Annotated in this window: 15 protein-coding genes and 1 pseudogene; 11 read left to right on the top strand and 5 right to left on the bottom strand. The window is 68.9% G+C overall.

The genetic code is table 11. The features are described 5' to 3' along the window. Positions 1-144: 144 nt before the first annotated feature. The 4 genes from ACIPJI_RS23680 (at position 145) to ACIPJI_RS23665 (ending at position 5257) form a co-directional block, all read left to right on the top strand. Positions 145-1560: an extracellular solute-binding protein gene (locus ACIPJI_RS23680; protein WP_402248589.1), complete on the top strand. Its 1416-nt coding sequence runs from the start codon at positions 145-147 to the stop codon at positions 1558-1560. A gap of 109 nt (positions 1561-1669) precedes the next feature. After that, a complete protein-coding gene (locus ACIPJI_RS23675) occupies positions 1670-2629 on the top strand; it encodes a carbohydrate ABC transporter permease (protein ID WP_402248587.1) in 960 nt (319 codons plus the stop codon). Between the two features lie 15 nt (positions 2630-2644). Continuing rightward, entirely contained in the window at positions 2645-3520 is an 876-nt protein-coding gene (locus ACIPJI_RS23670) for a carbohydrate ABC transporter permease (protein ID WP_356623940.1), read from the top strand. A 129-nt stretch (positions 3521-3649) separates the two neighbouring features. Then, positions 3650-5257, top strand: coding sequence for a glycoside hydrolase family 13 protein (locus tag ACIPJI_RS23665; RefSeq protein WP_402248585.1), 1608 nt, complete (start codon positions 3650-3652; stop codon positions 5255-5257). A 75-nt stretch (positions 5258-5332) separates the two neighbouring features. On the opposite strand, the gene ACIPJI_RS23660 is transcribed toward ACIPJI_RS23665, so the two are convergent. From ACIPJI_RS23660 to ACIPJI_RS23645, 4 genes are read right to left on the bottom strand one after another with little or no spacing between them, the layout of a single operon-like run. Continuing rightward, positions 5333-6700 (bottom strand): GH1 family beta-glucosidase, encoded by a 1368-nt coding sequence (locus ACIPJI_RS23660; RefSeq protein ID WP_402248583.1) that lies wholly within the window; start codon positions 6698-6700, stop codon positions 5333-5335. A gap of 49 nt (positions 6701-6749) precedes the next feature. Further along, positions 6750-7589 (bottom strand): carbohydrate ABC transporter permease, encoded by an 840-nt coding sequence (locus ACIPJI_RS23655; protein WP_356623966.1) that lies wholly within the window; start codon positions 7587-7589, stop codon positions 6750-6752. A gap of 37 nt (positions 7590-7626) precedes the next feature. Further along, on the bottom strand, positions 7627-8622 hold the full coding sequence (locus ACIPJI_RS23650) for a carbohydrate ABC transporter permease (RefSeq protein ID WP_402248764.1): 996 nt from the start codon (positions 8620-8622) through the stop codon (positions 7627-7629). Positions 8623-8633: 11 nt separating this feature from the next. Next, on the bottom strand, positions 8634-9953 hold the full coding sequence (locus ACIPJI_RS23645) for an ABC transporter substrate-binding protein (protein WP_402248581.1): 1320 nt from the start codon (positions 9951-9953) through the stop codon (positions 8634-8636). Between the two features lie 179 nt (positions 9954-10132). Here ACIPJI_RS23645 and ACIPJI_RS23640 point away from each other — a divergent pair, with 179 nt between their 5' ends. From ACIPJI_RS23640 to ACIPJI_RS23615, 6 genes and pseudogenes are all read left to right on the top strand, one after another. Then, the gene (locus tag ACIPJI_RS23640; protein WP_402248579.1) at positions 10133-11518 is read left to right on the top strand and encodes an ROK family protein; all 1386 of its coding nucleotides are present in this window, start codon (positions 10133-10135) and stop codon (positions 11516-11518) included. A 287-nt stretch (positions 11519-11805) separates the two neighbouring features. Beyond that, the gene (locus ACIPJI_RS23635) at positions 11806-12150 is read left to right on the top strand and encodes an STAS domain-containing protein (protein WP_307709952.1); all 345 of its coding nucleotides are present in this window, start codon (positions 11806-11808) and stop codon (positions 12148-12150) included. Positions 12151-12834: 684 nt separating this feature from the next. Next, a pseudogene (locus ACIPJI_RS23630) lies at positions 12835-13176 on the top strand (TetR/AcrR family transcriptional regulator); the annotation flags it as partial. A gap of 619 nt (positions 13177-13795) precedes the next feature. After that, positions 13796-16198 (top strand): glycosyltransferase, encoded by a 2403-nt coding sequence (locus tag ACIPJI_RS23625; protein WP_402248576.1) that lies wholly within the window; start codon positions 13796-13798, stop codon positions 16196-16198. A 150-nt stretch (positions 16199-16348) separates the two neighbouring features. Further along, a complete protein-coding gene (locus ACIPJI_RS23620; protein ID WP_402248574.1) occupies positions 16349-16732 on the top strand; it encodes a hypothetical protein in 384 nt (127 codons plus the stop codon). 134 nt (positions 16733-16866) lie between these two features. Continuing rightward, positions 16867-17832 carry a glycosyltransferase family 2 protein gene (locus tag ACIPJI_RS23615; protein WP_402248572.1) on the top strand — a complete coding sequence of 322 codons (966 nt, stop codon included), beginning with the start codon at positions 16867-16869 and terminating at the stop codon, positions 17830-17832. A 104-nt stretch (positions 17833-17936) separates the two neighbouring features. Here ACIPJI_RS23615 and ACIPJI_RS23610 read toward each other — a convergent pair whose 3' ends face one another. Continuing rightward, positions 17937-18911, bottom strand: coding sequence for a helix-turn-helix transcriptional regulator (locus ACIPJI_RS23610; RefSeq protein ID WP_402248570.1), 975 nt, complete (start codon positions 18909-18911; stop codon positions 17937-17939). 136 nt (positions 18912-19047) lie between these two features. Between ACIPJI_RS23610 and ACIPJI_RS23605 the strand changes: the two genes are divergently transcribed. Further along, entirely contained in the window at positions 19048-19443 is a 396-nt protein-coding gene (locus ACIPJI_RS23605; protein ID WP_402248762.1) for a RidA family protein, read from the top strand. Positions 19444-19646: the final 203 nt, after the last annotated feature.

Here is a 19646-nt window from a genome sequence, read left to right as displayed (position 1 = left end):
GACCCGTCCTGCAACCGACTGTCAATCAATTGCGGAACAAGCGCGAGATATTGCGTTCACCTGAAGGTGGTGATTGAGTGTGCGACGCCCGCCTCGCATCAGTGGTGGGGCGCCTTCCACGTTCATGCCCGAAGGGGACCATCCATGAGAAGTGCTCGGTTCCGTCGTTCACGCCGCGCCGGCGCGGTCACCCTCGTCTCCGCGCTCACGCTCACCGCGCTCGCCGCCTGCGGCACGAGCAGCAGCAGCGACAACAGTGGCGGATCCGACAGCGGCGGCAACTTCGACCCCGCCGCTCCACTGGACCCGAAGACGAAGCTGACGCTCACGATCGACTGCATGCCGCCGGCCGCCAAGGCCGCAGAGCTCAAGCAGTGGAAGGAAGATGTCGCCGCGTTCAACAAGACGTACCCGAACATCACGATCGAGGGCCGCTCCACGCCCGGTCAGTGCCTGGAACCGCCGCGCTTCACCGCCATGCTGAAGGCGAAGTCCCAGCCGGACGTCTTCTACACCTACTTCACCGACCTGCCGCAGGTGCTGGACAACGACGGCGCCGCGGACATCACCGCGTACGTCAGCGACAAGACCGTCCCGCTGCTGGGGGACATCGACCCGGTCGTACTGAACTCCCTCAAGCACGAAGGCAAGCTGTACGGCCTGCCCACCAGCAACTACACGATGGGCCTGCTCATCAACCGCAAGCTCTTCCAGCAGGCCGGGCTCGATCCCGACAACCCGCCCCGCACCTGGGCCGAGGTCCGTACGGCCGCCAAGAAGATCGCCGGACTCGGCAAGGGCATCGCCGGCTTCGGCGAGTACAGCGCCGGCAACACCGGTGGCTGGCACTTCACCGCACAGATGTACAGCCTCGGTGGCGACATCGTCGACGCGAGCGGCAAGAAGGCCGCCTTCGACAACGACATCGGCAAGCAGGTGGCGGCGAACCTCCACGCGATGCGCTGGCAGGACAAGAGCATGGGGCAGACCCAGCTGCTGAAGTGGGGCGACCTCCAGAAGCAGATCGCCTCCGACAAGCTGGGGATGTTCCTCGCCGCCCCGGACGACATCACCTACATGGTTCAGCAACTCGGAGCCTCGTACGAGAACTTCGGCATGGGACCGATACCGGGTGAGCGCAGCACACTGGCCGGCGGCAACAACTACATGATCAAGAAGGGCATCTCCCCGGACAAGATCAAGGCCGCCGTCGCCTGGCTCAACTTCAAGAACCTCACGGTCGGCAAGGGCCAGTTCGACTGGGCGCGCAGCAAGGCGGACAAGCTCCCGGTCGGACTCCCGCAGCCCAACTTCTGGCTCGACGGGTCCAAGAGCAAGGACGACGCGGCCCGCGCCCGGCACGCCACCATGCCCGTGGCCAACTTCAAGACCTTCATGGACAACCCGGTCCCGGGCAAGGCCGAACCGCCCAAGGCCCAGGAGATCTACAAGGTCCTCGACAACGTGATGTCCGGCATCCTCACCAACGAGGACGCCGACATCGACAAGCTCCTCACGACCGCCGCGTCACAGGTCGATCAGGTGCTCGCCACCGGGTGACCACCACGGGGACCGGGCCCGCCCGACCTCGTGCACCCCGCCGACGCGCCGGCCTCGACAGCCGGCGCGCCGGCACCGTCACGTCGGTACGACGCACCAAGGAGCAACCATGTCGGCCCCCACCATGACCACGGACAAGGCGGCAGGGCCCCGCCGCTCGCGGCACCGCGGGGACGCCCCGCGGCCCCGCGGCGGAAGCTTCGCCAAGGCCCTTCGCCGCAACCTCACGGCCCACGGTTTTCTGATCGGCGCCGTGCTCTGCTTCTCGTTCTTCTCCTGGTACCCGATGGTCAGGGAGTTCCTCCTCGCCTTCCAGAAGACCGAGGGCGGACAGACCACCTGGGCCGGCTGGTCCAACCTCACCACCGTCTTCAACGACCCGGCCTTCTGGCAGGCATGGCGCAACACCGCACTGTTCACGGTCCTCGCACTGCTCCTCGGCTTCGCCGTGCCGTTCCTCGTCGCCGTGGTGCTCAACGAGTTCCGCCACGCCCAGGGCTACCTGCGCATGCTGGTCTACCTGCCGGTGATGCTGCCGCCGGTCGCGTCGGTTCTGCTGTTCAAGTACCTCTACGACCCCGGCTACGGACTCTTCAACGAGATCCTCGGATTCTTCGGCCTGCCCGCCCAGCAGTGGCTCCAGGACCCCGACACCTCCATGCTCTCCGTCGTCATCGCGGCGACCTGGATGAACATGGGCGGCGCCACCCTGATCTACCTGGCGGCACTCCAGGGCATCCCGGGGGAACTCTACGAAGCGGCCGAGCTCGACGGCGCCGGCGTCCTGAGGAAGATCTGGCACGTCACCGTCCCGCAGACCCGGCTGATCCTCTCGCTGATGCTGCTCATGCAGGTCATCGCGACCATGCAGGTGTTCGTGGAGCCCTTCCTGCTCACCGGCGGCGCGGGCCCGGAGGGCTCGACCACCACCGTCGTGTATCTCATCTACCAGTACGCCTTCAACTTCAACAACTACGGTGCCGCGGCGGCGCTCGGCCTGGTGCTGCTCGCGCTGCTCGCCGGATTCTCGGCCGTGTACGTGAAGCTCAGCCGCGCCGAGGACGAGTAGGACGGGAACCGACAGATGACCACACGCACGCTCATCTCGCCGGCCCAGCTGGCACGGCCCCGCGGCAAGGCCCTCTACTGGGTCACCTTCGCCCTGGTCGTCGTCCTGTTCACGCTGGTCTTCCTGGGCCCGCTGTACTGGATGGTCTCCGGCGGACTCAAGACCACCCAGGAAGTCGTCCAGACCCCGCCGACCCTCGTGCCGGACACCCTCCACCCCGAGAACTACTCGCGGGCCTGGGAGGTCATGGACCTGGCCCGGCTGCTGTTCAACACCCTCTACTACGCCTTCGGGGCCCTCGCCTTCCAGCTGGTCCTCGACGTCGCCGCGGCCTACTCGCTGTCCCGGCTCAGGCCCGTCTTCGGCAAGGCGATCCTCGGCATGATGCTCGCCACGCTCATGATCCCGGCGACCGTGCTCGTCGTGCCCCAGTATCTGACCGTGCTCGACGTGCCGGTCTTCGAACGCAACCTGCTCAACTCGCCCTGGGCGATCTGGCTGCCGTCCGTCACCAACGCCTTCAACATCTTCCTGCTGAAGCGCTTCTTCGACTCCATCCCGAAGGAACTGCTCGACGCGGCCTCCTTGGACGGCGCCGGCCCGATGCGCACACTCCGGTCGATCGTGCTGCCCATCTCACGGCCCATTCTGGGCGTCGTGTCCATCTTCGCGGTGGTCGGCGTCTGGAAGGACTTCCTCTGGCCGATGCTCACCCTGCCCGACCCGAGCAAGCAGACGCTGAACGTCGGCATCTACTCACTGTCCACCGGTGTGCCCGAGAACATCCTGATAGCGGCGCTCACCATCGCCTCCGTGCCGACGCTGCTCATCTTCCTCCTCTTCCAGCGCAACATCATGAGCGGTCTCACCGCGGGCGGCCTCAAGGGCTGACAGGCCCGGCACCACCCTCGCGGCCCCGCCCTCCGCGCTCACCCATGAAGCCTCTGCCGCCGGTCCGTGTCCTCGACGCCTCGCTGTCCGGGCCGGCGGCGGAGAACCCTCTGCCCGAAAGGACCTCCCGTGGCAGCCCCTCATTCGGACCGCACCGACAACTGGTGGCGCAGCGCCGCCATCTACCAGGTGTACCCGCGCAGCTTCGCCGACGGCGACGGTGACGGCGCCGGGGACCTCGCCGGCGTACGGGCCAGGCTGCCGTATCTGGCCGAGCTGGGCGTCGACGCGATCTGGTTCACGCCCTGGTACCTCTCGCCCCTGGCAGACGGAGGCTACGACGTCGCCGACTACCGCACCATCGACCCGGCGTTCGGCACCCTGGCCGAGGCGGAGAAGCTGATCGCGGAGGCCCGCGAGCTGAACATCCGCACCATCGTCGACATCGTCCCCAACCATGTCTCCGACCAGCACGCCTGGTTCCGCGCCGCACTCGCCGCGGGACCGGGCAGCCCGGAACGCGAGCTGTTCCACTTCCGCCCCGGACGCGGCGCGAACGGCGAACTGCCGCCCAACGACTGGCCCTCGCAGTTCGCCGGCAGCACCTGGACCAGGGTCGAGGACGGCGAGTGGTACCTCCACCTCTTCGCACCCCAGCAGCCCGACCTGAACTGGGCACATCCGGCCGTCCGCGAGGAACACGAGGACGTACTGCGCTTCTGGTTCGAACGCGGCGTGGCAGGCGTACGGATCGACTCCGCCGCCTTGCCGGCCAAGGACCCCGATCTGGCCGACTTCGTCGAGGGCCGCGACCCGCACCCCTACATCGACCGCGACGAACTCCACGACATCTACCGCTCCTGGCGGGCCGTCGCCGACGAGTACGGCGCGGTCTTCGTCGGCGAGGTGTGGCTGCCCGACGCCGAACGCTTCGCCCGCTACCTGCGCCCCGACGAACTGCACACCGCCTTCAACTTCAACTTCCTCGGCAGCCCCTGGGACGCAGCGCGGCTGCGCCGCACCATCGACGACACACTCGCCGAGCACGCGCCTGTCGGCGCCCCCGCCACCTGGGTGCTGTGCAACCACGACGTCACCCGCACCGTGACCCGCTACGGGCGCGAGGACACCGCCTTCGACTTCGCCACCAAGGCCTTCGGCACACCCACCGACCTGGAACTCGGCACCCGTCGCGCCCGCGCCGCCGCACTGCTCACCCTCGCGCTGCCGGGCGCCGTCTACCTCTACCAGGGCGAGGAACTGGGCCTGCCGGAGGCGGAGATCCCACCGAGCCGCATCCAGGACCCGATGCACCATCGCTCCGGGGGGACCGACCCCGGCCGGGACGGCTGCCGGGTGCCGCTGCCGTGGACCGCGGACGCCCCGTACAGCGGATTCGGCTCCAGGACCGAACCGTGGCTGCCGCAACCGGCGGACTGGTCCGCCTACGCCGCTGACCGCCAGGCCGGCGACCCCGGGTCGATGCTCAGCCTCTACCGGGCAGCTCTGCGGCTGCGCCGCACCGAGCGCGGCTTCGGGGACGGCCCGTTCAGCTGGCTGTCCGTCGGCGGCCCTGCCGTGCTCGCCTTCGCCCGGCCGGGCGGGCTGGTCTGCGTGGTCAACTTCGGCGCGGACCCCGTCCGGCTCCCGCCGCACACACGCCTGCTGCTCGCCAGCGGCCCGCTGGACGACGGCGGACAGCTGCCGCAGGACACGGCGGTATGGCTGCGGAGCTGACCGGACGCGCCGGCGCCGACCGGGGGACGGCAAGGGCCCGGGACGCCATGCGTCCCGGGCCCTTGCCGATCGGTATCAGGCCGCGTTACCGGCGCGCATCTCGCGGTGCGCGCGGATGATGTCCGTGTAGCGGTGGCCGCTGCCCTTGATCGTGCGGCGCTGCGTGGCGTAGTCGACATGGACGAGGCCGAAGCGCTTGTCGTAGCCGTACGCCCACTCGAAGTTGTCCAGCAGGGACCAGGCGAAGTAGCCGGCCAGCGGTGCGCCCTTGCGGACGGCGCGGGCACAGGCGGCCAGGTGCTCCTCCAGGTACCGGGCACGCTCCCGGTCGTCGATGCTGCCGTCGGCACGGACGACGTCCGGGTAGGCGGAGCCGTTCTCCGTGACGTAGAGCCTGCGCGCGCCGTACTCGTCGGTCAGCCGCAGCAGCAGCGCCTCGATGCCGTTCGCGTCGATCTCCCAGTCCATGCCGGTGCGCGGCACGCCGGGCCGCTCGACCTGCCGGGCGAAGGGCGCGGGACCGGTGGGATCGTCGGTGACCACCGCGGGGAAGTAGTAGTTCAGCCCCAGCCAGTCCAGCGGCGCGGCGATGGTCTCCATGTCGCCCGGCAGCTCCGGCAGTTCGACGCCGTACACCTCGAGCATGTCGGCGGGGAAGCCACGGCCGTGGACGGGATCGAGCCACCACCGGTTGGTGTGTCCGTCCATCCGCCGGGCCGCCGCGACGTCCTCGTCGCGATCGCTCGCGGGGGCCACCGTGGACAGGTTGTTGACGATGCCGACCTGCGCGCCGGGCGCGGCTGCCCGGATCGCCCCGGCGGCCAGGCCGTGGCCGAGCAGCAGGTGGTAGGAGGCGCGGACGGCGGCGGCCAGATCGGTCGCCCCAGGAGCCATCCGGCCTTCCAGGTGCCCGATCCACGCGGAGCACAGCGGCTCGTTGAGCGTGGCCCAGTGCTTGACCCGGTCCCCGAGCCGTTCGGCGACGGCGGAGGCGTACGCCGCGAGGTGGTGGGCGGTGTCCCGCTCCGGCCAGCCGCCCCGGTCCTGCAGGGCCTGCGGCAGGTCCCAGTGGTAGACGGTGACGGACGGGGTGATGCCCGCATCGAGCAGCCCGTCCACGAGCTGGTCGTAGAAGTCGAGGCCCTTGACATTGACCTCGCCGTCACCACCGGGCACGACGCGGGGCCAGGCGACGGAGAGGCGGTAGGCGTTGGTGCCCAGCTGCTTCATCAGCGCGATGTCCTCGCGCCAGCGGTGGTAGTGGTCGCAGGCGACATCGCCGTGGTCGTCGCCGTCGATCTTGCCGGGCGTGTGCGAGAACGTGTCCCAGATGGACGGCGACCTGCCGTCCTCGGCGACCGCGCCCTCGATCTGGTAGGCGGAGGTGGCGGTCCCCCAGGCGAAGTCCTGCGGGAGGGCGGCGAGGTCGGTGAACTCGGTCACAGACGTCCTTTCTGACAAGGGATCAATGAATGGCGCGGCGGGGCGCCGGTCACTTCACGGCGCCGGCGGTGAGTCCGGTGACCAGGTAGCGCTGGAGGAGGAGGAAGCCCGCCACCACAGGGACGGAGACCACGAGCGAGGCGGCCATGATCTGGTTCCAGTACACGTCGTTCTGCGTCGAGTAGCCCTGGAGGCCGACGGCGAGCGTGCGCGTGGTGTCGTTGGTCATGACGGACGCGAAGAGGACCTCTCCCCACGCCGTCATGAAGGCGTAGACGGCGACGGCGACGATGCCGGGGATCGCCGCCGGCACGACGACCCGGAAGAGGGCCTTCAGCGGCCCGCAGCCGTCGACCAGCGCGGCCTCGTCCAGCTCCCTGGGCACCGAGTCGAAGTAGCCGATCAGCATCCAGATGGAGAACGGCAGCGAGAACGTGAGATAGGTGAGGATCAGCCCGCCGCGTGAACCGAACAGCGCGACACCGGTCGTGTTCCCGATGTTGACGAAGATCAGGAACAACGGCAGCAGGAACAGGATGCCGGGGAACATCTGCGTCGACAGCACGGACACGGTGAACAGCCGCTTGCCCCGGAAGCGGTACCGGCTGACGGCGTACGCGGCGAAGATCGCGATGATCACCGAGCAGACGGTGGCCGCACCCGCCACGATCAGGGAGTTGACGAAGTACTTCGCCAGCGGGACGGTCTCCCAGATGTCGAAGTACGGGCGGATCGTCAGCCCGCTCGGCATCCACCGGAACTCGCTCGACACGTCCTCCAGCGGTTTGAGCGAGCTGGAGACCATGACGTACACGGGCAGCAGCACGAAGCCCGTCAGCAGGGTCAGGAAGATCCGCCGCGACCACACGAAGGACCGCGGCGCGGCCATCGGGGACCGGGGCACGGCGGTGCCGGTTTCTGGAGAGCTATGCATCGGTGGCCTTCCTCCCGCGGGAGGTGAAGAAGAGATAGACGCCCGTCACCAGCAGCAGGAAGAGCAACAGCAGCACGGACATGGCCGCACCGGCGCCGAAGTTCCAGGTGGCGAACGACGACTGGTAGATGTGGATGGAGATGAGGTCGGCCGCTTCCGGCGCCGACTTGCCGAACAGCACGAACGGCGTGTTGAAGTCGTTGAACGTCCACAGGAAGAGCACCAGAACCAGCACCTGATTGACACTGCGCAGCGACGGCAGCGTGATCTTGCGGATCTGCTGCCACACACCGGCGCCGTCGAGCGCTCCCGCCTCGTACAGCTCCTTGGGAATGTTCTGCATACCGGCCATGACGATGAGGAAGGCGAACGGCCAGCCCTTCCACACGGAGACGATGAGCAGTGCCCAGAAGCTGTTGTCGCCGATCAGCCAGAAAGAGGGGCTGTCGGTGAGCCCCAGCTGGTCGTGGAGCACGTGGTTGATCAGTCCGTTGTCGCGCTGGAACATGAACGACCAGGTGATGACGGCGGCGTAGACGGGCAGCGCGTACGGCACCAGGAACAGGGCCCGCAGGAAGCCGCGGCCCTTGAACGTCTCCTGCATGAAGACCGCCGCCGCGGTGCCGAGCAGCCAGCACAGACCGACGGACAGGACGGTGAACAGGCACGTGGTCGTGAACGACTTGAGCAGCGACTCACCGGCCGGCGTGTCGAAGTCGACCGCGAACCTGAAGTTGTCCAGGCCCCGCCACGGGGCGGCTCCCCAGTCGCGCAGGTAGAACTGGGTGAGCTCCTTGAAGCTCATCCCGACGCCGATGACGATCGGCAGCAGGTGGATCAGGATCTCCAGCAGCAGCGCCGGGAGCAACAGCAGGTACGGCAGCGCCGTGCGGCGGGTCCGCCCGGGGCGGCGCGGGCCGGGCGCCGCCCCTGGGGAGTTCTTCCGCACGGCCGGTTCCCCGGTGGCCGGGACGACGGTCGTGTTCATGAGAGTGTCGCTCACTGCTGGGGCATCTGCTGCTGGGCCTTGGCCAGTTCGGCCTTGACGGACTCGGTGGTCACCTCGCCGCCGTTGGCGGCCGAGGCGAAGAGGTTCTTGACCGCGGTGCCCACGACCGTCTCGAACTGCGACTCGCTCGGGACCTGGGGGAGCGCCTCGGCGCTGGTGGCGAGGGTGTCACGCAGCACCTTCAGCTCCGGCCGGTCGAACGCAGGGTCGTTCTGCGCGGCCTTGACCGGCGGTATGGACCCGTAGGTCTTGCAGAGCAGCTTCTGCTCCTCGTCGCTGGTCATGAACTTCACGAACTCCAAGGCCCCGTCGAGGTTCTTGGTGTTCTTGAAGACGGCCATGTTGATGCCGGCGACCATGGAGTTGACGTTCTTCCCCTGGCCCGGAGCGCCCGCCTGGACGGGCACCGGAGCGACGCCCCATTCGTCGTCGCTCATGCCCTGGGACTTGAACGTGGAGGCGGCAGCCTGCCACAGCACCATCGCCGTCTTGTCCTTGGCGAAGTCGCTGAGCGACTGGTTCTGGGCGTACTCGGCGTTGCCCGGGGCGATGATCTTGTCCTTCGCCATGAAGTCCACGTACTGCTTCACGGCCGCGACGGCGCCGTCGGAGGTGAAGTCGGGCTTGCCCTCGGCGTCGAAGAAGTCGGCGCCGTGCTGCTTGCCGAGGACGAACACCTGGTGGATGTTGTTGGACAGGTTCGCACCCTCCGCGCCCAGGGCCCACTTGCCGTCCTTGGACAGCTTCTTGCCGGTCGCGACCATCTCGTCCCAGGTGGCCGGCGGCTTCTCGATCCCGGCGTCCGCGAACATCTTCTTGTTGTAGTAGAGCGCGTACGACATCGAGTACAGCGGCACCGCGGCCGGGTCGGAACCGGCCGCACCGGTCGAGCCGAGCGCGGCCCCCACGAACCGGTCCTTGCCGCCGATCTTCGAGAAGTTCTTCTCGTCCCACGGCAGCAGCGCACCGGTGGACTGGAGGGACGCGGACCAGGTGTTGCCGATGTTCAGGACGTCGGGGCCCTGGCCGGAGGTGGTGGCGGTCATGATCCGGGTCAGCAGGTCCGACCACGGGACGACCTCGAGCTTGACCTTGATGCCGGTCTTCTGCTCGAACTTCTTCAGCTCCGGCTCGAGGATCTTCTTGTCGGCCTCGATGTTCGGACCCTGGTTCGACGCCCAGTAGGTGAGGGTCTTCGGCGACTCGTTGGAACCGCCGCCTCCGGCAGACGAGCCACCGCCGCACGCGGTCGCGGTGGCGAGCAGGGAGACGGCGACTGCACCGCTGGCTACAGCTCTGTATCTGCGCATAACTCCAGGTGTCCCTTCCGGAGGGGTGGTGCCGCGGGGAGGGGCCGACAGGCTGCGGCTTCAACCTCTGGATGCCCTCACGGCTTAATTTAGGACGTGAGTTAAGCTTTCGCGGGCGACATCGTCAAGGGGTGCGACCCGGCGCACTTCCGGGACAGCGCAGGCCGAAGGAGCGAAGGATGTCTGGACGAAGCGGGCGGACGGTCCATGACCTGCGGAGGAGCAATCGCGCGACCGTACTGCAACGGTTGTATTTCGATGGCCCCATGAGCAGGCAGGCCCTCGGTCCCGCCACCGGCCTGAGCTCCGGCACCATCAGCAACGTCGTGGGCGAACTCCTGGGCGACGGCCTGGTGGAGGAAGCCGGCAGCATCGAGTCGGACGGCGGCCGCCCCCGCACCCTGGTCCGTGTCGCGCCAGGCAGCGGATGCCTGATCGGTGTCGACGTCGGTGAAACCCGGGTGCGGGTGGAGCTGTTCGACCTTACGCTCACCGAACTGGCACGCACCGAGCGGCCCTTGAACGGAGTCGGCTACGACGTCGGCGTCATAGTGGAGCACGTCCGCCACGCCATAGCGGAAGTGCTGCACGCGACGGGGGTCGGTGTCGACGGACTCCTCGGCGTGGGCGTCGGCGTGCCCGGCATCGTCGCCGCCACACCCGAGTGCGGGGCCGTCGTCCACGGCCAGACCATCGGCTGGGACGCGGTCCCCCTGGAATCCCTGCTGCGTGCCTCCTGCCGGCTGCCCGACACGGTGCCCTTCTTCATCGAGAACGGCGCGAGGACGCTCGGCCAGGCCGAGATGTGGTTCGGCGCCGGCCGCGGCGCGCAGAGCGTGGCCGTGATCCTCTTCGGCTCCGGCGTGGGCGCGTGCCACGTCACGGACACCGCCGAACAGGGCAGGGCCCTGGAGTGGGGCCATCTGACGGTCAAAGTCGGCGGCCGCCGCTGCCGTTGCGGAGCGCTGGGCTGCCTCGAGGCGTACGCGGGGGCGGAGGCCCTCGTGGACCGGTGGCGTGAGGCGGGCGGACTGCCGCCGGAGGGGGCCGACGAGGAGACGGCACTGACGGCGCTGCTGTCCGCGGCGTACCCGGACGGCGAAGAGGGTGCGGATCGGGGCGGGGGCCGGGGGGCGGATCGGGACGGCGGTGAGAGGGCGTTCCGGGACAGAGGCCGGTGGGCGGTTCGGGACGGCGGCGAAGGAGCGGATCCTGTGGCGCTCGCGGTCGTGGAGGAGACCGCGGAGTACTTGGGTGCCGGGCTGTCCGGCCTCATCAATCTCTTCCAGCCCGAGCGCATCCTCATCGGCGGATGGGCCGGGCTCCAGCTCGGCCCGCGTTTTCTGGCCGCCGTGAGGGAGCACGCCACGTCGTACTCGCTCCGCTATCCGGCCGGGCGGGTGACCATCGACCTGGGGCAACTGGGGCCGGACGCGGTCACGGTCGGCGCGGCCACCCTGCCGCTGGCCGGCTTCCTGGCGGGCGGCGGCAGACCGGCGGAGCCGGTGCGCGAAGCGGTGCCGCCGGCATGGAGGTCCGCGCTGGAAGGCCGGGTGCCGAGCTGACAGCGGGGGAGCGGACGGGGTGGCCACCGGGCCGGTCCGGCCCGCTCGTCCGCCGGCCGCGTGCGCCGGTCCGGCCCGCTCGTCCGCCGGCCGCGTGCGCCGGTCCGGCCCGCTCGTCGCCGGCCGCGTGCGCCGGTCCGGCCCGCTCGTCGCCGGCCGCGTGCGCCGGTCCGGCCCGCTCGTCGCCGGCCGCGTCGGAGGTTCGCGCCGCCGGTGCTGATCCCGGCTCTGCCGTCGGGCTTGAGACAATGGAACCGCACGCCCCGCTTACTGCTGAGGAGGTCGCCGTGGCAGTCGAACCCGACCAGCCCGCCCGCTCGCAGGCCGGGTCCGTTCGGATCGTCGAGACGGACAGCCGGCACGCCGTCCTGGTCCTCTCGGGTGTCGTGGACACCCACACGCTGCGTGAGCTCGAGGAACGGCTCCTCGACCCACGGCTGCGACAGGCCGGCACCTGGGTGCTGGAGATGAGCGGTCTCGAACGGATCGACCTCGCGTGCGCCTACGGCCTGCTCCGGGCCGTGACCGTCGCGCCGGACTCGGTCGGCATCACCGTCCGAGGCGCCCGCCGTGGCGTGGTGCGGACCCTGCGGCACGCGGGCGTCGACGCGGTGGCGACGATCGAGACCTGACCGGCGCCGCCGGCCCCGGACAGCGGGCCACACCGGTGCCCGATGTCCCGCCGCCGTGCCGTGACGACCCTCCCTCACCGCCGGCCGATCACGCACCGGCCGCTGGACCACGTGTCGGCCGGCAAGGGCCTTACTGCCCGGCCGGCCGGACACCGCCCCGCGAGGTGCGGGCCCCGTCGAGGAACGCGCCGAGCCCGGCGTCGAAGCCACCGACGAGCCGGTGAACAGCACCGTCTCGTCGGGCGCTACGTAGACCTTGCCGCCGCCGCGGACGGCGTGCACTACGCACACGCCCGCGCCGTTCTCCAGCGTGACGACGTTCAGGCTCGCGTCGGGCGTGAGGTCCGGCAGCCAGGTCCTGCCGACCTCTGTCAGTCGGTCGACGTCGAGCGGGGTCACCGGCCGTGCCTCTTTCCTCTGTCGGGTCGTGTCTGCGGCCCTGTCCGTCGCGTCCGGCACCGGACGCTCGCCTCCCACGGCCGGAGCGCGTGGTTCGGACGCGCCGGCCGGCGCTTCGGGGGACAACCGGGTGACCGCTTCGACGAACCGCGCGGTCGCGTCGTCCAGCAAGTGAGGCCTCCTCGAGGGGTGGTCACGGGATCGACCCAGTGTGCCCCCGCTCGCTGGAGCGTGTCCGGCAGGTCACTGACGAACGCGCCCTCGGGGATCAGCCGGAGACGTACGCTGACCGCCGGCTGTCAGGAGTTCCTCACGGCGACCACCGATCCGGACGTCCAACGGGTCATGCTCGTCGACGGGCCTGCCGTGCTGGGATGGAGTCAATGGCGTGCGATGGACGAGGCCGCCTCTGCCCGCCACCTCGCCGACGCGTTGTCCGGCCTCGTCGACGCAGGGATCATCGCCCCGCAGCCGGTCGCCCCGCTGGTCCACCTGCTGTCGGGGGCGATGAACGAGGCGGCCCTCTGGCTGGCGTCCTCCTCCGACCCCGAGGACCTGTCCCACACCCGAGCCGCGCTGGGGCAACTGCTCCAGGCGCTGCGCACCGACCGAGGCCCGGCTGCCTGAGTTGCTGCACAGGCAGACGTACCGGCCAGGTCCGTTCGCAACCTGCGTCTACAGAGTTCACGGAGCAGGTGCCTCTTGACCTGCGGTCCTCAGTGCGATCGCTGGAGCCTCCGCCGGTCGAGGTGCGGCCCGGGTGGTTCAGCGTGGCCGAAGCCAGAGCTTCAGCATGAAACCGGCGTGTCGAACAGCTGGTCGGTGACCTCGGAGCCCAGTTCGCGGAGCGTCCGATCAGCTTGTTCGCGATGACCTTCGAAAGCGCACAGCCCCCGCCGGCAGGATCAGGTCCGCATCGTCCCAGGCGCCGGCGCCGGGACTGCGGTGGTGATGCTTGCTCTGTCTTGAGCATGTTCCGCAGTTCAGCGAGGTGTCGGTCGGCCGTGAGCAGCACGTCCCGCTTGCATCCGCCGAGTATGACGAGTCCACGCAACGCTCCGGAGCCTCGGTGGTTGCGAGTTGGGGTCGTACGGCTCCAGACCGAACGGCATCGCCCCAGCGGCCGTGCAACTGAGCGGAGGAGCGGGCCGCGCACGGCGATGTCTCGTCGACCGCGCGGGTGAATGTTCTTCCGAGGGGTCTATCGGGAGCTCGGCTCGACCGGACGGCGCGCCATACTGTGCAAATGTCCGCACAGGAGAGAATTCCCCCACTGATCCACCAAACGTGGAAAGACTCTGACATCCCTCCGGAATGGCAGGAGTGGGCCGATTCCTGGCGTCGGCACCATCCTGACTGGGGGTATCGGTTGTGGACCGATGCGGACAATCGCGCATTCCTCCAGGAGCACTATCCGTGGTTCCTGCCGATCTACGACGGCTACCCCGAAGCAATCATGCGGGCCGACGCAATTCGCTACTTTCTACTCGACCACTTCGGCGGGCTGTACGTGGATCTGGACTTCGAGTGTCTGCAGTCCGTCTCCGGAATCCTTGACGGGCGCGACCTCGTCCTCGGCTGCGAGCCGGATGTGCACACCCGGCTGCTTCTGGCTCGCCAGCGCGGATTCGACCGCATCGTCGGCAACGCGTTCATCGCGTCGCGGCCGGGCCACCCGTTCTGGACCCATGTGCACCGCCAACTGGTCGGTGCGCACAAGCTGCCCAGCACCTTGGACGTGACAGGCCCGTTCTTCCTCACCAGAGCGGTCGACAGCGCGCCGGCGACCGACTCGATCACGGTTCTCGCCCCGGAGGTGCTGTACCCAAAGGTGAGCCCGTACGCGACAGAGCTGTTCGGGCCGCAGGAGGCCGACTACGACAGCGCGTGCGCGGTGCACCACTGGTCGGACAGTTGGGCGTTCGATACGTCCGCGCCGCCGCGGAAGTCCGCAGGTAAACGGTTTCCGTTCTGGGCGAGCCAGGAACTCCAACCGCTCGCTGACGGCCTGCTCAGCCTGGACACCCAGCGCCGCCGCTGGGCCTCGGGCGCGCCGGCACCGACGGTGTCATGCCTGATGGTCACGAAGGACCGCTCGGCGACGGCGCGACGGGCGATCACGTGCTTCCGTAACCAGACCTACCAGAACCTGGAACTGGTAGTCGTGGAGGACGGCACGGACGACGCCTTGGAGCAGCACATCCGCAATCTGGGCGACCCCCGAATCTGCTATCACCGGCTCCCCCCGGAGGGACGGACGCTGGGCGAGCTGCGCAATGAGGCGGTGGACCGGGCCACCGGGCCCTACGTGTGCCAGTGGGACGACGACGACCTGTACGACCCGGAGCGGGTCGAGACACAGATGGCGGCGATTCTCGCGCTCGGCACCGAGGCGTGCTTCCTCGCCCGGGAGCAACTGTGGTGGCCGGACCGCCGCAAGCTCGGGGTCTCCTGCGCACGGGTCTGGGAAGGGTCGATGGTGTGTGCGACCGACCGGATGCCGCGCTACCCGGCGCAACGCCGGGGCGAGGACACCCCGGTGGCGGAAGAGGTGGTGCGGACCTGCCGGGTCGTAACGGTCGACGCGCCCCAGCTGTACACGTATGTGTGCCATGGGGCCAACACGTTCAACGAGTCCCATTTCGCGGAGCACTTCGACGTGGCGACCGAGATCTGGGCCGAACCCGGTGCTTACGCCGAGCGGTTGCTGGCCATGGCGGCCCGGCTGCCGATCGAGCCCGGGGACATCGCCCATGCGGAGACCGGCACCACCGCCGACCGTACCTCCGAGCGGAAACCTGGGCCGACTGCCGTGCCGGCGACGGCCCCGGCGAGTGAGCGGCCCCTGATCTTGGTGCTCAGCCCGCTCAAGGACGCTGCCGCGTTCCTGCCCGACTATCTGGACCGCCTTCGCACGCTGGACTACCCCCGCGAGGCGATCTCGTTGGGGCTGCTCGAGGGCGACAGCCGGGACGCGACAGCGGAGATGCTCCAGCAGGTCCTGCCACGGCTCGAGGCGGAGTACCGGCGGGTCACGCTTGTGCGCCGCGACTACGGCCTCCAGTTGGCCGGACCTCGTTGGGAACCCGGTATCCAGCGTCGGCGCCGGTCGGTGCTGGCCAAGGTACGCAACCACCTGCTCTCCAGGGCCCTCGTCGATGAGGAGTGGGTTCTGTGGCTCGACGTCGATGTAACCGGCTACCCGGCCGACCTGGTCCAGCGTCTGCTCGGCGCACGCAAGGACATCGTCGTTCCGCACTGTGCCACCGCACCCGGTGGGCCTACGTACGATCTCAACACCTTCGTCCTTCACCCGAGGGCCGGCACGCTCAACTGGTCCCAGTGGCTACGTGACGGCATCCTCCAGCCCCCGAGGGGGTTCGGCCGGACGTACCTCGACGAGTTGCGCGGGCAAGGGCTCCTCCGTGTCGACTCGGTCGGCGGCACCACATTGCTGGTCCGCGCCGACCTTCACCGTGAAGGCCTGATCTTCCCGTCCTTCCCCTATCAGCACCTCATCGAGACCGAGGGTTTCGCCGCGATGGCCCGGGACATGGGTGCCGCTTGCTGGGCGATGCCCGACCTGGAAGTGCTGCATCCGCACCACGCCCAGGCGCCAGCGCACGCCGAGGCCGTCCCGGTTTCCTGAACAAGGGCCGTGAGGGTGGTAGCACGGCCCGCTGCTCGCGGAGAGTAGTCGTTTTGACGCACTGAGTAGTTAAACTTACGGTGGCACTACTGCCTCGCCGCGAAGTTCACCGGCATCCCGGGGCAGATCCCCCCACAGAAAGGCGCCACCGTGAAAGCCCGCGCCATCACTTCCCTGGCTCTTCCCGCCGTTCTGGCCACCGCCGGACTGGTCGGCACCGCAGAGGCGGCTTACGCCTCCCTCGGTCCGGATCCGGCGGCCTCGGCGAAGCACGGACAGCAGATACAGCCGATAGGCGACGTCACCTTCACGCCAGGGTCCCAAGCGCACTGCCCCCCGTTCGGCAACGTCACCGTCACGGACTACGGGTACTGCTGTACGCCGGTCGGCAATGTCACGGTCGCGGACTACGGGTACTGCTGTACGCCGGTCGGCAACATCACGATCCCGGACTACGGGTACTGCCGCGACGACGATCACCACGACCACAGGCCCCACAGGCCCCACCACGCGTCGCTCGAACTCCACAGCTAGCACGCGGTTCAGCAGGTCGGCTCCGTCGCCGCCCCCGGCACGGGCCGGGGGCCGCGACGCCCGACCTGCCACCCGCGGCCACACGTCCCCAGGATCCTCCCTTCCCGATTCCGTTCCGAAGCGAAGGACGGCGCATGCCCAGTTCCCACCCCGTGGTCTCGGTGGTCATCCCGTGCCATGACTACGGCCGCTATCTGCCCGAGGCGGTGTCCAGCGTCGTTTCCCAGACGTTCCGTGACTGGGAGATCGTCATCGTCGACGACGGCAGTACCGACAACAGCGTCGAGGTGGCCGAGGCCCTGATCGCCCGTCACCCCGACCGGCGCATCAGGTTGCTCCAGCAGGCCAATGCCGGGGTCTCCGCCGCGCGCAACACCGGGATCGAGGCCAGCGCCGGCCGGTACATCCTTCCACTGGACGCCGACGATGTGATCGCAGCCACGATGCTGGAGAAGACCGTCGCGGTACTGGACAGCGACCCCGGCGTCGCCATCGCCTCGACCGATGTGTTCGCCTTCACCGACGACGATCTGCCTCCGCAGGCGATGCCCTTCCCCGCCTACAGCAGGGAACTGCTGCTTCAGCGGCTCATCATGTTCTACTGCTCGCTGTTCCGCCGCGAGGCATGGGAGACCGTCGGCGGGTACAACGAGAGCATGAAGGCCGGAGAGGACTGGGATTTCTGGGTCGGCTGCGTGGAGCACGGTTTCGATGCTCACCACATCCATGAGCCGCTGTTCGGGGCGCGCAACAAGGACACAGGACTGCACGTGGAAGCCGTCGAGAACGACCTGGCGATCCGAGCGCGGATCGTGGCCAACCACCCGGGCCTGTTCAAGCCGATCACCCGTAACTGGGCGGAGGCGGTGCTCGGCCAGGACGCGGACGCCTGTCTGCGGGACGAGCACGTGCCCGACGACATCCTCACCCGCGCTGCCGAGATGGACCAGTTCCTGACTGCGGTCATGGCCCTGCAGCGCACGACGCGGGTGCAGTACTACCACATCAAGCGGCTGGAGAAGGCTCTGGCCGCTCATACCGACACCGTCGGCCTGCCCACCGGTGAGAAGGAAGCGACCTCGACGGTCCCCGCCGTTTGACGGGCTGCCAGAACACACCCTCGCGGAGCCTACGCAGCGCGGACACCGGCATTACGGGCTGATCCTCGCGCGGCGAAATGCTCCGGTTGGTCGGCTTCTCGCTCTTAGCGCGAGTCGCCGTAGCGGGTCGCCATCGCGGCGGCGCGGTTGCGTAGGGCGGTGCGCAACGACTGCGGGGCCAGGGCTTCCACGTCCGTGCTGAGCTGCCACAGCGCCCATTCGGCGTGTCGTGAATCCTGGAAGGTCACCTCCAGCCGCAGCCGGCCGTCCGCGTCGGGTTCTTCCGCGCGGACGGCCAGCGCGGTGTCCAGCAGCTCCTCCCGCCGCGCCGGGTTCACCCGTACCGGCACGGTGATGTGGTCGCCGCCGGAGAGGAACTGCGCGGAGCGTTCCTGCCAGATCCGGTCCAGATCGACCCGGTTCGGTCGCTCTGCACTTTCGGGGAGTTCCTCGGCGGCCAACACCCGCGACAGCCGGTAGGTGCGGTCCGCGCCGGATCTCGTGGCCAGCAAGTAGCTTCGGTCGCGCACGGTGACCAGGCCGATCGGGTCCACCGTGCGCCACCGGGGTGTCTGGCCTGTGGCCGCGTAGTGGATGCGCAGCTTGTGTCCGGCGAGCACCGCGCGCCTGACCTCGATCATTGCGGTGTCGGGTACCTCCTCATTGACCAGCCGGCGTGAGAGCAGGTCGGTCTTTGGGTCGACGAGAAAACGCTGGGCCGCGTCGCTCGCTGAGGCCCGATGGCTTTCCGGCAGCGCGTCGACCACCTTCCGCATGGCCGAAGCGAGCGCCGAGCCGAGGCCGAACACCAGCTCGCCGCGCCCTGATCCAGCGGTCAGCAAGGCGAGGGCCTCGTCGTGGTTCAGTCCGGTGAGCTCGGTCCGGAAACCGGGTGACAGCGCGAAACCGCCGTGTCTGCCGCGTTCGGCGTAGACCGGGACGCCTGCCGCGGACAGCGCCTCGATGTCGCGCAGCACGGTGCGGGTGGATACCTCCAGCTCGCGGGCCAGCGTGTCCGCTGTCAACCGGCCGCGTTGGCGCAGCAGTAGCACCAGTGACACCAACCGGTCGGCACGCATAGGAGAACTCTATGGGAATACATGACCGAGGGTGTCGTGATTCGTTGGGAGGCTCGTCGACGCGACGTCGAAGCTGGCGGATACCGAGCCGATGGACGTACGTACTCCCGATGAATCGAATGGAGCTGATGTGGCAGTGGAACGAACGGTGGTCAACCCGGTGACGTGGTCGGTGGAGATGGGATTCAACCAGGGTGAGGTCGTCTCCGGGCACACACGGACCCTGTACATCTCGGGGCAGACCGCGATGAGCGGCGACGGCAGGCCCCAGCATGACGGTGACATGGCAGCGCAGTTGACGCTGAGCATCGACAACGTGGAGGCCGTGCTCGGCGAGGCCGGCATGTCTCTCGCGAACCTTGTCCGGCTCAACGTCTACACGACCGACGTCGATCTGCTCTTCCAGCACTACGGCGTGCTGGCGGCGCGGTTGGGCGCCGCCGAGGTGGCGCCGACCACCACGATGCTCGGGGTGACGCGACTGGCGATCCCCGGCCAGATGGTCGAGCTCGAGGGGACCGCCGTCGCCTAAGGGGTCTTCGCCGGCCCTGTTACTCGTGCCGGTCGAACCGGCACGAGTAACAGCCGGCGGGTGATCACCTGTGCTCAGCCGATGGCTTCAGACGGTGGGCGGCCTGCCGGCAGGTCATCGGATGCGGGGGCCAGGTGGACGGGGCCCCGGCGACAGAGGGGTACAGTGCGTCGGATCAGGCAGCGGACGGTGATGATGACGCA

It is taken from the genome of Streptomyces sp. NPDC086835 (assembly GCF_044745705.1).
Classification (GTDB): Bacteria; Actinomycetota; Actinomycetes; order Streptomycetales; family Streptomycetaceae; genus Streptomyces.
The sequence above is the reverse complement of the archived record's forward strand: the minus strand, read 5'-3'. Positions and strand labels throughout refer to the sequence as shown.